General features: G+C 65.9%; 13 protein-coding genes and 2 tRNA genes. 6 read left to right on the top strand and 9 right to left on the bottom strand.

From position 1 onward, the window contains the following. Positions 1 to 52: 52 nt before the first annotated feature. Both ASG67_RS00855 and ASG67_RS00850 read left to right on the top strand, forming a co-directional pair. Positions 53 to 826, top strand: coding sequence for a SapC family protein (locus tag ASG67_RS00855; RefSeq protein ID WP_056523990.1), 774 nt, complete (start codon positions 53 to 55; stop codon positions 824 to 826). A 115-nt stretch (positions 827 to 941) separates the two neighbouring features. Beyond that, a complete protein-coding gene (locus ASG67_RS00850) occupies positions 942 to 1,484 on the top strand; it encodes a cytochrome b (protein ID WP_056523987.1) in 543 nt (180 codons plus the stop codon). A gap of 196 nt (positions 1,485 to 1,680) precedes the next feature. Here the strand turns inward: ASG67_RS00850 and ASG67_RS00845 are convergent, their stop codons facing one another. After that, the gene (locus ASG67_RS00845) at positions 1,681 to 2,535 is read right to left on the bottom strand and encodes an N-formylglutamate amidohydrolase (protein WP_056523984.1); all 855 of its coding nucleotides are present in this window, start codon (positions 2,533 to 2,535) and stop codon (positions 1,681 to 1,683) included. Between the two features lie 93 nt (positions 2,536 to 2,628). Between ASG67_RS00845 and cpdR the strand changes: the two genes are divergently transcribed. Further along, positions 2,629 to 3,006 carry a cell cycle two-component system response regulator CpdR gene (gene cpdR / locus ASG67_RS00840; protein WP_056523981.1) on the top strand — a complete coding sequence of 126 codons (378 nt, stop codon included), beginning with the start codon at positions 2,629 to 2,631 and terminating at the stop codon, positions 3,004 to 3,006. A gap of 45 nt (positions 3,007 to 3,051) precedes the next feature. Next, positions 3,052 to 3,126 (top strand) — tRNA-Val (locus ASG67_RS00835). Positions 3,127 to 3,191: 65 nt separating this feature from the next. Here ASG67_RS00835 and ASG67_RS00830 read toward each other — a convergent pair. The 4 genes from ASG67_RS00830 to ASG67_RS00815 form a co-directional block, all read right to left on the bottom strand. After that, a complete protein-coding gene (locus tag ASG67_RS00830; protein ID WP_056523978.1) occupies positions 3,192 to 3,422 on the bottom strand; it encodes a hypothetical protein in 231 nt (76 codons plus the stop codon). 198 nt (positions 3,423 to 3,620) lie between these two features. Continuing rightward, positions 3,621 to 5,024: a glucoamylase family protein gene (locus ASG67_RS00825; protein WP_056523975.1), complete on the bottom strand. Its 1,404-nt coding sequence runs from the start codon at positions 5,022 to 5,024 to the stop codon at positions 3,621 to 3,623. 57 nt (positions 5,025 to 5,081) lie between these two features. Beyond that, a complete protein-coding gene (locus ASG67_RS00820) occupies positions 5,082 to 8,156 on the bottom strand; it encodes a TonB-dependent receptor domain-containing protein (protein WP_235534980.1) in 3,075 nt (1,024 codons plus the stop codon). Next, positions 8,156 to 9,181 carry a LacI family DNA-binding transcriptional regulator gene (locus tag ASG67_RS00815; RefSeq protein WP_056523972.1) on the bottom strand — a complete coding sequence of 342 codons (1,026 nt, stop codon included), beginning with the start codon at positions 9,179 to 9,181 and terminating at the stop codon, positions 8,156 to 8,158. Before ASG67_RS00815 ends, ASG67_RS00820 begins: the two co-directional genes overlap by 1 nt. 180 nt (positions 9,182 to 9,361) lie before the next feature. On the opposite strand from ASG67_RS00815, the gene ASG67_RS00810 reads away from it, so the two are divergent. Beyond that, complete coding sequence (locus ASG67_RS00810) at positions 9,362 to 11,650, top strand: glycoside hydrolase family 3 N-terminal domain-containing protein (protein ID WP_056523968.1); 2,289 nt, start codon at positions 9,362 to 9,364, stop codon at positions 11,648 to 11,650. A 75-nt stretch (positions 11,651 to 11,725) separates the two neighbouring features. Here the strand turns inward: ASG67_RS00810 and ASG67_RS00805 are convergent, their stop codons facing one another. Beyond that, entirely contained in the window at positions 11,726 to 13,045 is a 1,320-nt protein-coding gene (locus ASG67_RS00805; protein WP_056526150.1) for an MFS transporter, read from the bottom strand. Between the two features lie 8 nt (positions 13,046 to 13,053). Continuing rightward, positions 13,054 to 13,974, bottom strand: a complete 921-nt coding sequence (locus ASG67_RS00800; protein ID WP_082543217.1) for an SGNH/GDSL hydrolase family protein — start codon at positions 13,972 to 13,974, stop codon at positions 13,054 to 13,056. 73 nt (positions 13,975 to 14,047) lie between these two features. On the opposite strand from ASG67_RS00800, the gene ASG67_RS00795 reads away from it, so the two are divergent. After that, entirely contained in the window at positions 14,048 to 15,346 is a 1,299-nt protein-coding gene (locus ASG67_RS00795; protein ID WP_235534979.1) for an Hsp70 family protein, read from the top strand. A 297-nt stretch (positions 15,347 to 15,643) separates the two neighbouring features. On the opposite strand, the gene ASG67_RS00790 is transcribed toward ASG67_RS00795, so the two are convergent. Both ASG67_RS00790 and ASG67_RS00785 read right to left on the bottom strand, forming a co-directional pair. After that, positions 15,644 to 15,719, bottom strand: a tRNA-Ala gene (locus tag ASG67_RS00790). Between the two features lie 84 nt (positions 15,720 to 15,803). After that, complete coding sequence (locus ASG67_RS00785) at positions 15,804 to 16,127, bottom strand: TIGR02300 family protein (RefSeq protein ID WP_056523960.1); 324 nt, start codon at positions 16,125 to 16,127, stop codon at positions 15,804 to 15,806. Positions 16,128 to 16,172 lie beyond the last annotated feature (45 nt).

Here is a 16,172-nt window from a genome sequence, read left to right as displayed (position 1 = left end):
ATCCGGCGCGGGCGGGGGGCCTGCGCGTATATCCAGTCTGGAGTCTTCATCCATGGCCAGCGCGCCGCAACTGCCGCTCTTCTATAACGGCCTCGAACCGCTTTCGAGCGAGACGCATGCCAATTACCGCGTCCGTCCGCAGGATACCGCTCCCTATCTGGTGGGCCAGCATGCGATCCCCGTCACGGTCGACGAATTCCCGCTGGTGCAGCGCCACATGCCGATCGTCTTTTCGATCGGTGACGACGCGATCCCACTGGCGCTGATGGGCCTGAACGAGGGCACCAACGTGTTCGTCGACGACGCCGGCAAGCTGACCGAGACGGCGTTCTACGTCCCCGCCTATATCCGCCGCTATCCGTACATGCTGGCCCGCCTGCGCCCGGATGCCGAAGAGCTGTCGCTGTGCTTCGACCCGACGTCGGAGACGATCGGCGCGTTCGACGATGGCGAGCCGCTGTTCGAGAATGGCCAGCCGAGCGAGCTGACCAAGCAGATCCTGGGCTTCAACGAAACCTTTGAACAGGCCGGCCAGCGCACCCAGCAGTTCATGCGCGAACTGCGTGAGGCGGACCTGTTGATGGACGGCGAAGTTACGATCCAGATGGACGGCAACGACCAGCCGTTCGTCTATCGCGGTTTCCAGATGGTCAACGAAGAGAAGCTGTCCGGCCTGCGCGGCGATCAGCTGCGCAAGATGAGCCAGTCGGGCATGCTGCCGTTGCTGTATGCGCACCTGTTCTCGCTGTCGCTGATGCGCGAGATCTTCGCCAAGCAGGCGCAGCGCGGCCAGGCGCCGCAGCCGCAGCTTCAGCCCGCCCTCTGACACCGGTCCGGCGAGGGCCGTCCAGGCGACGGCCCTCGCCATCCCCCTTGCCATGACGGGGGATACAGGGTTTGCTGGCCCGGTCGCGCCGCGCCCGCCAGGAGAACCCCCGCGCATGAGCACTCATCCCGATACCATCGCCCGTTATTCGCGCGTCGCGATGTGGTTCCACTGGACCATCGCCGTCTTCGTCATCGCCAATCTGGCGATCGGTCTGCTGCACGACAGCGTGCTGGGCTTCGCCTTTCCGATCCACAAGGCGCTGGGCATCACCGTGCTGGCGCTGACTGCCGCCCGGCTGGCGTGGCGGCTGGCGCATAGAGCGCCGCCGCTGCCCGCACATACCCCGGCCTGGGAACGCGGCGCGGCACATGCCACGCACTGGGCTCTGTACCTGCTGATGATCGCCCTGCCCGTCACCGGCTGGCTGATGGTGTCCGGCAGTGCCCAGCGACGACCTCTCACCTGGTTCGGGCTGTTCGACATCCCATATCTGCCGGTGGGCAAGGCGGCTGGTGGTTTCGGGCACGAATCGCATGAGATACTGGGGTGGGTGATGCTGGCGCTGGTGGTGCTGCATATCGGCGCGGCGCTGCGCCATCGCCTGATCCTGCGCGACCATGTGCTGGCGCGGATGGCCCCGGCGCTCGATCGCTAACCCGTTCGACGGCCCCGGCAAAAAGTTTTTTATACAACGGACTTGAACAAAAACGGGGAAAGTCCATTTATGCCCTGTACGGCTTTCGTGTCCCCCCTTTCGCGAGGCCGTACGACACGCTTTTAGCGTGTCTCCTCCCTGAACCTTGGCCACCTCGTGCGGACTACCGCGCGGGGTGGTTTTTTTGTGTGGTCGATCATTCGGCGGCTAGCGCCAGCGAATCACCGGCCTCTTCGGCCAGCACGTCGATCAGCCGCCTGACCAGCGCCGCGGTGGCGCCCACCCCCGCCCCCGGCAGATCGAGCCGTTCGTCCAGATACAGGCTGCGGTCCAGTTCGACCTGAATGGCGTGGATGCCCAGCGACGGCCGCCCATGCCGCTCTGTTATGTCGCCCCCGGCATAGGGTTGGTTGCGCCCACACGAGAGGCCGGCCATCATGACCACCGCCTCCAGCCGCGTGACGAAGCGCGCCCCCGCCGACCGGCCGAACCGGTCGCCGATCACCACCTGTGGCTCGCCCGCCATCAGCGGCGGCATCGAATGCAGGTCGAGCAGCACCGCCACCCCGAACTTCGCCCGCGCCGCCCGCAACAGCGCCTGCAAGGCCGTATGATAAGGGCGATGATCGGCGGCGATGCGTGCCTCGATTGCCGCGCCGGTGAACCGACCGCGCCACAAATCCCCCGCCCCGCTCACCCGTCGCGGCACCAGTCCCAGTCCGCTGCGCAAGCGAGGGGACGGTGGCACCGTTCGGCCGGAAAGGGCGCCGTCGTCGACCCGTGGGTCGCGCTCCTGCTCGGCCCGGTTCAGGTCGATCCACGCCCGCCCGCGCCGCTGGACCAGCATCGTCTCGATACCGCGCGCACCGAGCGCGACCGCATCGACGTGCCGATCCTCCAGCCCCGCCAGCGCGGCGACCGGCACCCGCAGCGCGGCAAGCAGCGCCGGCGGATACTCGCGTCCGGCGTGCGGAACCGATATGATGACGGGTGATACAGGGTCGGCACTGCCCCACCGATCGAAACTTCCCTGATCGACACCGCGCTCCATCGGGCGCAGCGTAAGGCCGGCACCGCGAGATTTCGACTATAATTCTTTAACCTAGCCCGCCCTATGCGCGCTGTTCAACGAAAAGGCGCCGACATGATCCGAATCCTGCTGGCCGAGGACGACCAGGTCATGCGTGAATATCTGGCGCGGGCCCTGGAGCGTTCCGGTTACCGCGTCACCTCGGTCGATCGCGGCACCGCGGCGATGCCGTTGTTGCAGACCGAGACGTTCGACCTGTTGCTGACCGATATCGTGATGCCCGAGATGGACGGGATCGAACTGGCCCAGCGCGCGAGCGAAATCGCGCCGACGATGCGCGTGATGTTCATCACCGGCTTCGCCGCCGTCACGCTGAAGGCCGGGCAGGCGATGCCGAACGCCCGTATCCTGTCCAAACCCTTCCATCTGCGCGAGCTGGTGATGGAAGTGGATCGCCTGTTCGAACAGGATAGTGCCAACGGCATCAATTGAAGGCTTGCACGATCCCGGACCTCCGGCTAGTGCCCCGCCCAGAGTGGGCGTGTAGCTCAGTGGTAGAGCACTGTGTTGACATCGCAGGGGTCGCAAGTTCAATCCTTGCCACGCCCACCATCAAAAAGCCCCGGTCGCTCATCTGAGCTACCGGGGCTTTTTTATTGGCTGGTGCGGATGGGCGTTCAGGCGATGGGATGCGCACCGTTCCACGCATCCACGGCATCGCGCGGGGCGCCGGTGCGGCCCCGGCGGCCGCAGGAGAAGCATTGCACGGCGAAGGTCGCGGTGGGTCGCTCGCCGCTCTGACGTCGTTCGCTGACGCCGACGAAACTGCGCTTGCCGCAGCGGACGCACGGGTGCGCGCGGACCAGCTCGGCGGTCATCTGGTGGCGTTCGGTTTGTAGCTGGATCATCCATCAACCATAGCATGCATGTTGCAGTGCAGCATGGCCGCATCGGATCGTCTGGTCACGTCCCCTACCCGGCTCAGCGGTAAACGCGAGTATGCCATGGGAACATCACACAACCTCTTCCGTCATTGCGAGCGCAGCGAAACACCGGTTTGCTTTGCTAAGCCCGCAGTGACGGGTCAGTCCCCAATGATCTGGTTTTTAGCCCAGCCAGCCACCCTTGAAGCCGGCCAGCGTCAAGCCGCGGCGGATATGCGGATTGCGCCGCATCACCTCCCACACGAAGCCGGTGCGATGGTTCTCGATCATCGCCACGATCGGACCCTGATCGATGCCCAGGTAATCGCCGTCGACCCAGCCGACACCCCGGACGATCCGGCCGTGCTTCAGCGGTTCGGGTGGTGCGGTCAGGGTAGGATTGAAGGAATCGAGGAAACCGTACCGGCTGTAGATGCCGGCACCGTAGCGCGCATGCATCGCGCGGATCGTCGGCTCGACGATCTCTGGCGCGAAGGCGATCGAGCCCAAGGCCGCAGTGGGGGCGATGGTGCCATCGTCGCGTTCGCCGGGGCCGCGCGCGGAATAGCTGAAATAATTGCGGGTCTCGCCGCCCTGCCCGGTGCGGAAGTCGCCGGGGCCGTCGCACGCGGTCAGGCCCCAGCAATCGGCGCCATATCCCGTCCAGCGCCCCAGATTGGCGACCGCATAATCCCGCTGGTGATAGGTCGCGCGGCGGCTGTTCTCGAAATAATCGATGCCCTTGCTGGCGATATAGGGATCGCGGATGTCCCGAAAATCGATCCAGACATGGCTGTACTGATGGCCGAACATCGGGGCGAAGTGCAGATGGGCCTGATCGCCGGTGCCGGACCAACTGGCGTCGAACCGCTCCGTCAGGCGCGGCCACGTCTCCGGCGGCAAGGGATGCGTCGGCGAGGCGAGGCCGAGCACATAGAGGATCATCCCCTCGTTATAGATGTTCCAGTCGCTGGAGATGAAGCCCGTTTCCGGATGCCAGCCCATCGACACGAAGGGCGGCCGCGGCACGATCCAGGTCCAGTCGACCGCACGGTACAGTTGCTCCGCCAGCGTGCGGATGCGGACCTCGTCCGGGTGATCGCCGTCATAATAGCTCTGCGCGAACAGCACGCCGCCCAACAGCAGCGCGGTGTCGATCGTCGACAGCTCGCACCGCGCGAACCGCAGCCCCTTCGTCACGCCGAGGAAGTGATAGAAGAAGCCCTTATGGCCGCTGGCACCGGTCGGCTCCGGTCCCTGCGGCGCCTCGGCGAAGAAACTGAGCGTCGTCAGCGTCCGCGCCCGCGCCGCCTCGCGCGTGACCCAGCCATGCTTCACGCCGATAGGATACGCGGTCAGCGCGAACCCCACCGCCGCGATCGAGGCGAAGGACGGCGTCGGCCAGCGGTCCATCGCCAGCCCGGTGGCGGGATCGGTCGTCTCCCAGAAGAAGCGGAACGCGCGCTCCTGGATGTCGGTCAGCAGATCGGGCGCATCATTTGTGGCGGTGCGGGTCGTGGCACAGCCGGTGAGCATCATGGCCAGCGTCGACGTGCCGGCAGCGAGGAAATGGCGACGATCGATCACGAATGGCCTTCGGGCAAAAGTAGGCCGGGGCGGACGGAGCCGCCCCGGCGAGGCAGATCAGAAGCTGAACCCGGCGGACAGCTTGACCGTGCGCGGCGGATTGCCGCCGATGCTATATCCGGTCCGTTGACGATAGACGGTCGGCGAGGCAGCATCGACCACGTTGTCGTTGGGATCGTTGTTGTATTCCGTATAGTTGCGATCGTTCATCGCGTTGATGATGTCGACGCGCAGGCGGATACGGGCCTGATCGTTCACGAACCCGATCGGAATGTATTTGGTAAAAGCCAGATCGAGCTGGCGCCGGCCCCAGCGATCGCCCAGCGAATAGACCTCGGTCCCGACGACGGTGCGTCCGAACGGGTTGGCAGTATCCTGAATCGCCTTCTGATAACGGGGCGATTCGATCTGGAATTTGCCCGACATCGACACACCGATCGGCAGATCGACGCTGGCTGCGGTCACAAAACGGTGGCGCGGCACGCCTGACGACCGCAGCGTCGGGTAATCGTTGATCGACGGGAAATCGAGCGAGAAGGTTTCGCCGAACTGCCGATTCTCGACTGCATCGGTATAGGTATAGGTGGCGTCGATGCTCCACGGCGACGCGGCCGAGTATGACTTGGTCAACTTGACGTAGGCAGCATCGGACTTGGTCTCCAGGCCGTTGTCACCGATGATGATCGCGCCATATCCCGGCGGCGGCGAACCGAAGGGCGAACTGGGCGTATCGGTAGGATTGGCGGGATCATTGAAGAAGAACGATCCATCGGCCCGGCGATTGCCGAGCAGATAGACAAAACCGTCCTTGCTTTCGATGTGCGTGTAGCCGACTTCCACCTCGACTGCCCGCACCCGGTGACGCACACCCAAGCTCAGCTGGTCCGAATACGGCACCTTCAGATCGTTGTTGATGAAGCGTAATTCGCGCCCGCCGCCGACAGTTTGTGCCGCCAGAATATCGCGGCCAGCCTGTGTCAGATAAACAGGATTATAAGCGATGCAGGTCAGCCCCGGATCGCAGGGGTTCTGGGAATTATTGCCGATAAAGTTGAATTCCCGTGTCCGGAACGCGCCCTGGCTGAGTTCCTGCTGAAGGAAATCGAACTGGTTGCGATCGTAGGACCGGCCGACACCACCGAACACGGTGAAACGACCCTGTTCGTCGAGGCGATAGGTGAAGCCGATCCGCGGCTGAAACGCGCCCTTGAACGCCTTACGCTGGCTGCCGTCGGTAATGTAGTCGTTGATGTTATAATCGGCGCTGCCGAGGTTCGGATAGTTGGCGGTCGATACCGCCGCCAAATTTTCCGCCGGCGTGACGAAATCGAGATAGGATGGCGTCTTCTCGTAATCCCAGCGCAGACCCAGGTTCAGCGTCAATCGGTCGCTGACGTCCCAGTCGTCCTGCAGGTAGATGCCGAACTGGAAATTGTCCGATTTCACCACGGAATTTCCCGATACGCCCGGCGCGCCGAACTGGACGCGGTACGGAACCGTATCGTTGAAGCCGGTCTGGCTGAACAGGTTCACATCATAGGTATAGAGCGGATTGAGCAGATTCTGTTCGAGCGAGTTGAGCTTCACCCACTTCGTCTTCACCCCCGCCTTGATCGTGTGGCGGTCGATGCCGGTCCAGGTGAAATCGTCCTGGACCGTCCAGCCCTTCTGGCCCTTGTCCTGGTAGTTGGAGCCGCCGCCGATACGGAACAGGTCGAACCGCGTCACGCCGCCGTTATTGCGGATAGTCGATTGGAACAGCGAGCTGTTGGCGAACAGGGCTGGCGTTGGTGCCCAGCTGACATCTTCGTACGACACACGGAAATCGTTGATCCAGTTGTCGGCGGTATGCTGCCACCGACCCATCGCCCGCAGTTCGTCGACCTTGGTCGGGCTGGCGGTTTCTACCGCGGCGATGCCGCTGTTGACGCCGGTGTTCGATTCCTTGCGATACTTGCCGGTGAATTCGATCAGGTCGCCATCGGTCGGCACGATATCGATCTTGCCGAAATACAGATCCTCTTTGAACGTCGAACTGACCGTGCCGAAGAGGTTCTGATATTGCGACGGTAGCGAGGCGACGGTGATGCCATTGCCGGGCAGGATATCGACCGGGAATGCGCGCCGCTTGCCTTCATAACTGGCGAAGAAGTGCATCACGTCCTTGATGATCGGCCCGCCCAGCGCGCCGCCGAACTGCTGATCCTTGGTCTTCACCTTGGCGATCGGGGTCGGAAAGATCTCCGTCGGGCGTTTGTCGCGTAGCGCCTGATTGGTGTAATCGTAGAACCCCTCGCCGTGGAACTCGTTCGTTCCGGACTTGGTCAGCGCGACGATCGCGACCGAGCTGACCTGATCGAACTCCGCCTTGTAGTTGGAACTGAGCACCTGATACTCGCCGATCGCGAGCTGCGGAAACGGGTTGCCGGGGCTGGAATCCTGCCCGGTGATGCCGTTCTTCAGGACGTAATCCTTCTGGCTGACGCCATCGATGAACACGTTGACGGTGCGGCTATCCTGCGCGCCACCCTGGATACGTGCGGCGCCGCCGCTGTTCTCCTCGACGAAGCGCACACCCGGCGCCAGATCGGCGAAGGCGAGGAAGTTACGGCTGTTCTGCGGCAACTGGTCGATCAGGCGCTGCGTGATCGTCGTGCCGACGGTGCCGCCCGACAGCGAGCGGATGCGGCTGCCGGTGACGACGATCTCGTCGCTGTTCGACGTGGTCGATCCGACCACCGTCTCCTCGGTCGCGGGCTGCCCGGTGGTGTTGGGGGCCGGCGCCGCGGGGGCGGACAGGTCGAGGTCGAGACCGGCGTTCTGGCCGACCTGCAGGGTGAACGCGTCGGAATTGCGGGTGCCGTTCTTCAGCTGGATTTCCAGCGTGTAGGTGCCCGCCCGGATCGATGCGAAATTGTACGATCCGTCCGCGCCGGCGACGACGGTGCGGCGATATCCCGTCGCGGCCTCGACGGCCGACACCTGCTGCACCGGATTGTCGGCGGTCGAGGTGATCCGGCCGCGCAGCGACGCCTGCCCGACCTGCGCCGCGACCGGCGCCGGCATCAGCATCGCGCCGCTGGCGAGTGTGGTGGCGGCGATCAACGCCGCACGGAACATCGTCCTGTTCATCATCTTAGTCCCCTGATTTTCCCGGTTGTCGGGTTGTTGTTGATTCCGGTGGTTTCACGTTCGATCAACATCGGCGCGCGATGTTCGACGGCGCGATCATCCTCGCCCGCGACGATGCCGGCGAGGCGCGCGACGGCGCGTTCGCCGATGCCGGCGATGTCGATGCGGAGCGTAGTGAGCGATGGCGAGATCAGGCGGGCCAGCGGCACGTCGTCGAATCCGGCGACGCCGATCCGGCCCGGCACGTCGATGCCGGCCCGGCGCAGCGTCATCAGCACCCCGATCGCCATCATGTCATTGGCGGCGAACACGGCATCGACCGCCGCCCCCTCCGCGATCAGACGCTCGGCGACCGCGACGCCGGCTTCCTCCATGAAGCTGCCCTGTTCCACGCGTGGCTCCAGCCCGGCGGCGGCCATCGCGGTGCGATAGCCCTCGACCCGTTCGTCGGCATCGATGTTACCCGCCGGCCCCGCGATGTGCACGATGCGGCGATATCCGCAGGCGGCCAGATGTTCGACCATCGCCACGGCGCCCGCCGCATTGTCGACGCGCATCTCGGCGCGCGCCTGATGATGCGGCGCACAGTTGACCAGCACGGCGGGGATACCCGGCGGCAGATGGCCGAACAGCCGGTCGGGATCGATATGCGGCGCCATCACCACCAGCCCGTCGACCCGCCCGCGCATCGTGTGCAGCGCCTCGATCCCGCGCGCCGGATCGTCGTGCATGTTCGACAGCAGCAATTGCAGGCCCCGCGCCGACGCCTCGCGGTCCATGCCGCGCAGCAATTCGGAAAAGAACTCGCCGTGCAGATCGGGCAGCACCACGCCGATCGCGCCCGATCGCGCCAGGCTGAGGCTGCGGGCGCCGGCATGGGGGACGTAGCCGAGCAGCGTGGCCGCCGCCTGCACCTTCGCCTTCAGCGCCGGGCGCACATTCTCATGCCCGTTCAGCACGCGTGACACGGACGCCACCGATACGGCGGCCTCACGCGCAACATCGCGGATCGTGGCATGGGGCATTCGCCGTCGCATCCTCTCGCAACCCATCAAGGCGATGGGCCGTTTTCCCTGTCGATCCGGACGCACCGGTGCGATCAGGCTTGATGTAACCGGTTACATGAACCTAAAAGGGCGTTCAATACGGAAATACAACACAGCGGCCACCTTGTGGCCGGAATGTCACAGATGGAGAGGATGAGGATGACCGAGCAGCGCATCTCGCGACGTGCCCTGATGATCGGCGGCGCTGTCGTGACCGCCTGGGCGAGCAACCCGGCGCGAGCGTTGCTGGCGCAGGCCGGCACTAACGCGTTACCCGCGTCGGTCGAGGCGCTGGTGGCGCAGATGACGGTCGAGGAAAAGGCCGGGCAGCTGACGCTGATGGCCGCCACCTGGGCGGGCGGTGCCGCGAACGCGCTGAACCCGATCGCCGCTACCGCCAGCTTCGACGAGCAACTGGCCGAGGTGAAGGCGGGCCGCCTGACCGGCGTGTTCAACGGCAACGGCGCCACCATGGCGCGGCGGATGCAGACCGTCGCGATGCGCGACCAGCGGCTGAAGATCCCGCTGCTGTTCGCCGCCGACATCATCCACGGCTTCCGCACCGTGTTCCCGATGCCGCTGGCCGAGGCCGGTAGCTTCGAGCCGGAATTGGCCGAACGCACCGCCCGCGCCGCCGCCGTCGAGGCATCGGCGGCGGGCATCGACTGGACGTTTGCGCCGATGGTCGACATCGCCCGCGACCAGCGCTGGGGCCGCGGGATCGAGGGCGCGGGCGAGGATGTGCTGCTCGGCCGGATGATGGCCGACGCGCGGGTGCGCGGCTTTCAGGGCAAGCGCGGCCTGACCGCCGACGATGCGGTGATGAGCTGCGCCAAACATTTCGCGGCGTACGGCGCGGGCGAGGCGGGCCTTGATTACAACAGCGTCGACGTGTCCGAACGGACGCTGCGCGACGTGTATTTCCCGCCGTTCCAAGCGGCGTTCGCGGCCGGTTCCGGCACGACGATGGCCGCGTTCAACGACCTGTCCGGCGTCCCCGCCACCGCCAATCCGTGGTTGCTGGATACGGTGTTGCGCGACGAGTGGAAATTCGATGGGCTGGTCGTATCGGATTATACCGGCGACATGGAGTTGATCGACCACGGCTTCGCCGCTGACGCGCGCGAGGCGACGAAGCTGGCCTTCATGGCCGGGGTCGACATGAGCATGCAGTCGGGTTTCTACATCACCCACCTTCCCGATCTGGTCGCCAAGGGTGAAGTGCCGATGGCGCGGCTGGACGATGCGGTGCGCCGGGTGCTGGCGCTGAAAGTGCGGCTCGGTCTGTTCGACAATCCGTTCCGCCGCATCGATCCGAAACGCGAGACGACCCGCGTGCGCACCAAGGCGCATCTGGCGCTGGCCCGCGAGGCGGGGCGGCGATCGATCGTGATGCTAAAGAACGACGGCGACCTGCTGCCCCTGCCCCGATCGGGCAAGCGCATCGCGCTGATCGGCCCGTTCGCCTCGGGTCAGCAGAACCTGATCGGCCCGTGGAACGTGTATGGATCGGACGCCGATGCGGTCGACCTGCTGACCGGCGTCCGCGCCGCGCTAGCCGATCCGTCGCTGGTTACCGCGACCGCCGGCTCCGGCGTCGATGCGGCCCTGCCCGGCGGGATCGAGGCGGCGGTCGCGGCGGCGCAGGCGGCCGACATCGTGGTGCTGTCGATCGGCGAGAGCCAGGACATGTCCGGCGAGGCGCAATCGCGTACCGATATCGTCGTGCCGGCCGCACAGGTAGCGCTGGCCGAGGCGGTGGCAGCGACCGGCAAGCCGATCGTCGTCGTCCTGCGCAACGGCCGCGCGCTGGTGCTGGACGGCGCGGTGTGGAACGCGCCCGCCATTCTGGTCACGTGGTTCCTGGGCTCGCAATCGGGTCCGGCGATCGCCGACATCCTGTTCGGGATAGAGGGACCATCGGCACGATTGCCGGTCAGCTTTCCCCATGCGACCGGACAGGAACCCTATCATTACGACCACAAGAGCACCGGCCGGCCCAATGGTCCGGGTGAGCTGAAACCGTTCAAGGCGCATTATCGGGGGCTTCCGAACACGGCGGCGTTCCCGTTCGGCCACGGCCTGACCTATGGCCGGATCGATTATAGCGCGCTCGGTGTCGGCGATGGGCGCCTGACCGCCAGCGGCGCCCTGACGGTGACGGCCACGATCGCCAATCGCGGCACCCGCGCCGCCGAGGAGGTGGTGCAGCTTTACATCCAGGACGTCACCGCCAGCATCACCCGGCCGGTGCGCCAGCTAATGGCGTTCCGGAAGATCAGGCTGGCCCCCGGTGCGCAGCAAACCGTGTCGTTCACGCTTCGCCGCGATGACCTGACCTTCATCGGACTGGACCTGAAACCCACCGTCGAGCCCGGCCGCTTCCGCCTCTGGGTCGCGCCTTCGGCAGAAGCCGAAGGCGTCGCGGGCGAGTTCACCTTGGTCTGACATCGCTTTCCCTCTCCCTCCGCGAGAGGGAAGGAACGGCGAAGCTGTGGGAGGGTGAGGGTGTCAAATGGTCCCTCACCCCCGCCCCAAGCCGGCCACGATCGCATCATGCGTCCCACGCCGCAGCGGGTTGGCGACCATCGCCGCCATCGACAGGGTGATCGCCACGGCCGGCCCGACGATCATCAGCCACCCGATGCCGGCGACTGCCGCCGGCGCCTGCACCGCTCCGCCGGCGTAGCCGACCGCGTCGTACACGCCGCCGATTACCGCCGCCGCCGCCGCCAGCGCACCCTTCTGCACCAGTGCCGACACGCCGAACGCGATCGCCTCCACGCGCACGCCCTGCGTGGCCTCGCCATATTCGACGGTGTCGGGCAGCATTGCCCAGCCGGCTAGGCTGAACCCGGCAAAAGCGACCTGCATCCCCAGCAGGAATATCCGCGTCGTCCCCTCGCCCGCCGCCGACATCGCGAAGCCCGCCGCACAGCCCAGTCCGATCAGCGCCGCCACGAACCACGCGGACCGCGCGCCCCGTCGCGTCGCCCACCACGTCCACAGTGGCACGACCACGACGCCGACCAGCCCCATCATCGCCAGCGTGCCCGGCCCCGCCCCCGGATCGCCGACCACATGCGCGAAATAATAGAGCACCGACTGGTTCAGCAGCGCCGCCGCGATCCCGCCCGCCGCCATCGCCGCGTTCAGCGTGACGAACGCCCGGTTGCGCCCCAGCACGCGCAGGCACGCCGCCACCGACACCCCCTTGCCGGCCGCCGCCGGCAACACCTCCGGCGTCGAGGCCGCGACCATCAACAGCACCGGCGTCGCCACCGCCGCGAATACCGCCGCTGCGGCGACATAACCACTCGGCGACATGCCATCGCCGATCCGGGCCGCGATCCACGGCGTCCCCAGCGCGACGATCGTGGCCGCCGCCGCGCCGAACAGCATCCGCGCGCCGGCGATGAACGTGCGATCACCGCTGTCCTGCGTGATCCGCGTGCTCCACGCCGCATAGGGCACATTGACCAGCGCATAGAGGCTGCGGAACGCGATATGCGCCACCAGCGCCGCCGCCACCGACGTACCCGTCACGGCCGGCGCACCGTACAGCAGCGCAAACGCCACCCCCAGCGGGATCGCGCCGCCGGCGATCAGCGTTCGGTATCGATAGCGTCCCCGCTGTGCGACGATCCCCACCGCCAGATCGGCCAGCCCGTCCCAGATCGCACCGATCATGGCGATCAGCCCGGCCACGCCCGGCGTCAGCCCCAGCACATCGGTGTAGAAGAACAGCAGATATAGCGTGACGCTCTGCCAGTAGAGATTGCACGCGAAGTCGCCCGATCCGAACAGCACCAGTCGCCAGCGGGCGGGACGCGGCGCCGGCATGTCGTGGTTCACCGACCGCAGGCGCCGTCGGTCGCCGTTGCCCTATGCGCCACCGTCTGCAACGCCACCGCAAGCGTCGGCGCGACGCCCAGATCGGCGGCCGCCGTCTCGTTCGCGCCCAGCGTTCGCGGATCGCGACCGGTGATGCTCGCAAACAACATCAACGCCTCCAGATAATAGCCGGCGGCGCTCGCGTGATAATGATCGTCGGTCCACAGATCGACCTGTCCGGGCGTGATCCCGTCATAGGGATCGCCGTCTGCCACGCCGGTGCGGATCGCGCAGGTGAACGCCTGCCCCACCGGCACCACGTCCTTCACCACCGGCCCCGCCGCCTTTGCCGCGCGGTCATAGGCATGACGCAGATCGACCGCCATCGCGCCGATCGGCCGACCCGACCACGGGCTTCCCGGTCGATAGACGAGATCGGGCCGCGACCAGGTCGCCGTCAGCCGTATCGACACCTTTGGATTGCGGGCGCGGAACAGCGTCGCCAGCGCCTTCGTATCCGCGATCGTCCGCGTCGCATCGCCGGGCTTCGCCGCATCCAACGTGCTATATTCCTGGAGGACGACCTGATCCCACGCGCGATCGATCTTCCCACGCCGCTCTTTCAAGTGCCAGCCGAGACTGCGGCCGCCACCCGTTTCCAGCGCCACGTCGTAATTCAGCCCCGCCTGTTCGGTGAAACGCTTGAAGATCGCCGGCACGCCGCCCACGCCTTCGCCATTCAGGTCATCGACGCTGTCTGGCCGGTAATGCCACGCCGCCGATCCCGCGCCGAAGGTGAAGCTGTTGCCGACGAACAGAATCGTCTCCGCGGACGCCGCCCCTGCGCCGAACGACAGGGCCAGGGCAGCGATACACACTGGGCGGACAAGAAGCGGGCGGACAAGAAGCGGGCGGACAAAAAAGCGGAGTGAGGTCATGCCAGCGCTCCTACCCCAGCGCCGCGGACGCGTGTAGAGGCGCGGTTGTGACGGCAGGCGGAAGGTGATTTCAGTGCAGGCACAATCGGCGATCGTCCTGGGTCTGGATTTCGGCACGACCAACAGCGTGCTCGCCGAATCGACCGATGCGAACACCGCCGATCTGGTGATGCTGAACGGACCGGAGGCCGCCGATCCCGTCTTCCGCTCCGCGCTCTGCTTCTGGCATGAGGAAAATGCCCGCGGCGGCATCGCGGTGGAAGCCGGGCCATGGGCGATCGCCGAATATCTCGATTACCCGGAAGGCAGCCGCTTCATCCAGTCGTTCAAGTCGGTCGCGGCCAGCCCGACCTTCGAACACGCCACCGTGTTCGAACGGCGATACCGGTTCGAGGATCTCGGCCGGTCCTTCGTGGAGCGCATGGCCGCGCACGCCGATGGCGCACTGGGTCGAAAGATCGCGCGCGTCGTCGTCGGCCGCCCCGTCCATTACGCCGGCCATCGCCCCGACGCGGCGCTCGCCCGCCAGCGCTACGACGCGATGTTCGGCGGGCTCGGGGCGGAGATCAGCTATGTCTACGAACCCGTCGGCGCGGCGTTCAGCTACGCGTCGCGGATCGAGGAGCCGGCAACGATCCTGGTCGCCGATTTCGGCGGCGGCACCAGCGATTTCTCCGTCGTCCGCATCGCCGCCCCCGGTTCGCCGCAGCGTTGCACCCCGCTGGGCCATGCCGGCCTCGGCATCGCCGGCGACCGCTTCGACCAGCGCATCGTCGACCGGCTGGTGATGCCGCTGCTGGGCAAGGGCGGCTCTTACCGATCGTTCGACAAGATACTCGACATCCCCTTGGGCCATTTCACCGATTTCGCCGACTGGTCGCGCCTTGCGCTGATGCGCAATCGCCGGACGCTTGCCGAATTGGAGAAGCTGCGCCGCGCCGCGCTGGACCCCGATGCGATCGGGCGGATGATCGCGGTGATCGAACGCGAGCTTGGCTATCGCCTCTATGACGCGGTCGGTCGGGTGAAGCGCACGCTGTCGACAGCCGACGCGACGACCTTCGCGTTCGACGGCGACGATTTCACGATCGAGGCATCGGTGACGCGCGACGAGTTCGAATCATGGATCGCCCCGGACATCGCCCGGATCGAGACGACGATCGATCAGGTACTGACCAACGCCGACATCGCGGCATCCGGTATCGACCGCGTCTTCCTGACTGGCGGTACGTCGCTCACCCCCCGCATCCGCCGCGTCTTCACCGACCGGTTCGGCGACGATCTGATCGCGACCGGCGGTGAACTGACCTCGATCGCGCATGGGCTGGCATTGATCGGCCAGCAGGACGATCTGGAGGCGTGGACGGTGTGATCGGGTTCAGATTGCGGTGCATCTGCTGTCGGTGACTGCCGTCGAGTTTCCTTCGCCCCGGCGAACACTGGGCCCCCATCAGGAAACGCGCACCGTCCGCCAATCGGAAGATCCCAGCTTTCGCTGGGATGACGGCGAATAGGCGCAAAAAAGACGGGCTAACAGGCGCGGTGACTCGCACACCGAACGCCGCAACGTTCAAAATCGCCAAACACTATCGAATTGAAAGCGAAGCTCTATGGCCTCGCAAAAAACCGGATCACGCCACAGCGCGATCAACAGTCACCCGAACAAGAATGGTGGAGCCGAGGGGGATCGAACCCCTGACCTTTCGCATGCCATGCGAACGCTCTCCCAGCTGAGCTACGGCCCCATCCTGTCGGGAAGGCGGCCCCACTAGCGGGCCGCTTCCGGCTTGGCAAGCGGCGTTTTTTGCGCCGCCTGCCAGCCCGTCATATCAATGCTCGTCTTCGTCCGTGGGCGTTTCCACGCCCAGGTCGTCGTCGCCGCCCAGATCGACCTCGTCGTCTGCCGAGGGCTCTTCGTCCTCACCGGTGATCGCGCCGATATCCTCTTCCTCGCCCTCCAGATCCGCATCTGGTTTGGCCTGGTCGGGCTTGGCCTGCTCGAACGGCAGGGGCTGCTTGGACTTCAGGATCGGCTCCGGCTCCCATGCATAACCGCAGTTGATGCAGGTGACGGGGTCGTCCTTTGCGAGATCGTAGAAACGCGTCGCGCATTTCGGGCACGTACGCTTCGTGCCCCATTCCGGCTTGATCATGCCGTGTCTTGCCTTTCGGAATTGGGTTATCGCGGCCGAAGGTGG

Source organism: Sphingomonas sp. Leaf339 (assembly GCF_001426195.1).
Classification (GTDB): Bacteria; Pseudomonadota; Alphaproteobacteria; order Sphingomonadales; family Sphingomonadaceae; genus Sphingomonas.
The sequence above is the reverse complement of the archived record's forward strand: the minus strand, read 5'-3'. Positions and strand labels throughout refer to the sequence as shown.

Bases quoted from the DNA above. Each gene is read 5' to 3' on its own strand.
- ASG67_RS00855 (WP_056523990.1), top strand. From the start codon at position 53: ATGGCCAGCGCGCCGCAACTGCCGCTCTTCTATAACGGCCTCGAACCG.
- ASG67_RS00850 (WP_056523987.1), top strand. From the start codon at position 942: ATGAGCACTCATCCCGATACCATCGCCCGTTATTCGCGCGTCGCGATG.
- ASG67_RS00845 (WP_056523984.1), bottom strand. From the start codon at position 2,535: ATGGAGCGCGGTGTCGATCAGGGAAGTTTCGATCGGTGGGGCAGTGCC.
- cpdR (WP_056523981.1), top strand. From the start codon at position 2,629: ATGATCCGAATCCTGCTGGCCGAGGACGACCAGGTCATGCGTGAATAT.
- ASG67_RS00830 (WP_056523978.1), bottom strand. From the start codon at position 3,422: ATGATCCAGCTACAAACCGAACGCCACCAGATGACCGCCGAGCTGGTC.
- ASG67_RS00820 (WP_235534980.1), bottom strand. From the start codon at position 8,156: ATGAACAGGACGATGTTCCGTGCGGCGTTGATCGCCGCCACCACACTC.
- ASG67_RS00815 (WP_056523972.1), bottom strand. From the start codon at position 9,181: ATGCCCCATGCCACGATCCGCGATGTTGCGCGTGAGGCCGCCGTATCG.
- ASG67_RS00810 (WP_056523968.1), top strand. From the start codon at position 9,362: ATGACCGAGCAGCGCATCTCGCGACGTGCCCTGATGATCGGCGGCGCT.
- ASG67_RS00805 (WP_056526150.1), bottom strand. From the start codon at position 13,045: ATGCCGGCGCCGCGTCCCGCCCGCTGGCGACTGGTGCTGTTCGGATCG.
- ASG67_RS00800 (WP_082543217.1), bottom strand. From the start codon at position 13,974: ATGACCTCACTCCGCTTTTTTGTCCGCCCGCTTCTTGTCCGCCCGCTT.
- ASG67_RS00785 (WP_056523960.1), bottom strand. From the start codon at position 16,127: ATGATCAAGCCGGAATGGGGCACGAAGCGTACGTGCCCGAAATGCGCG.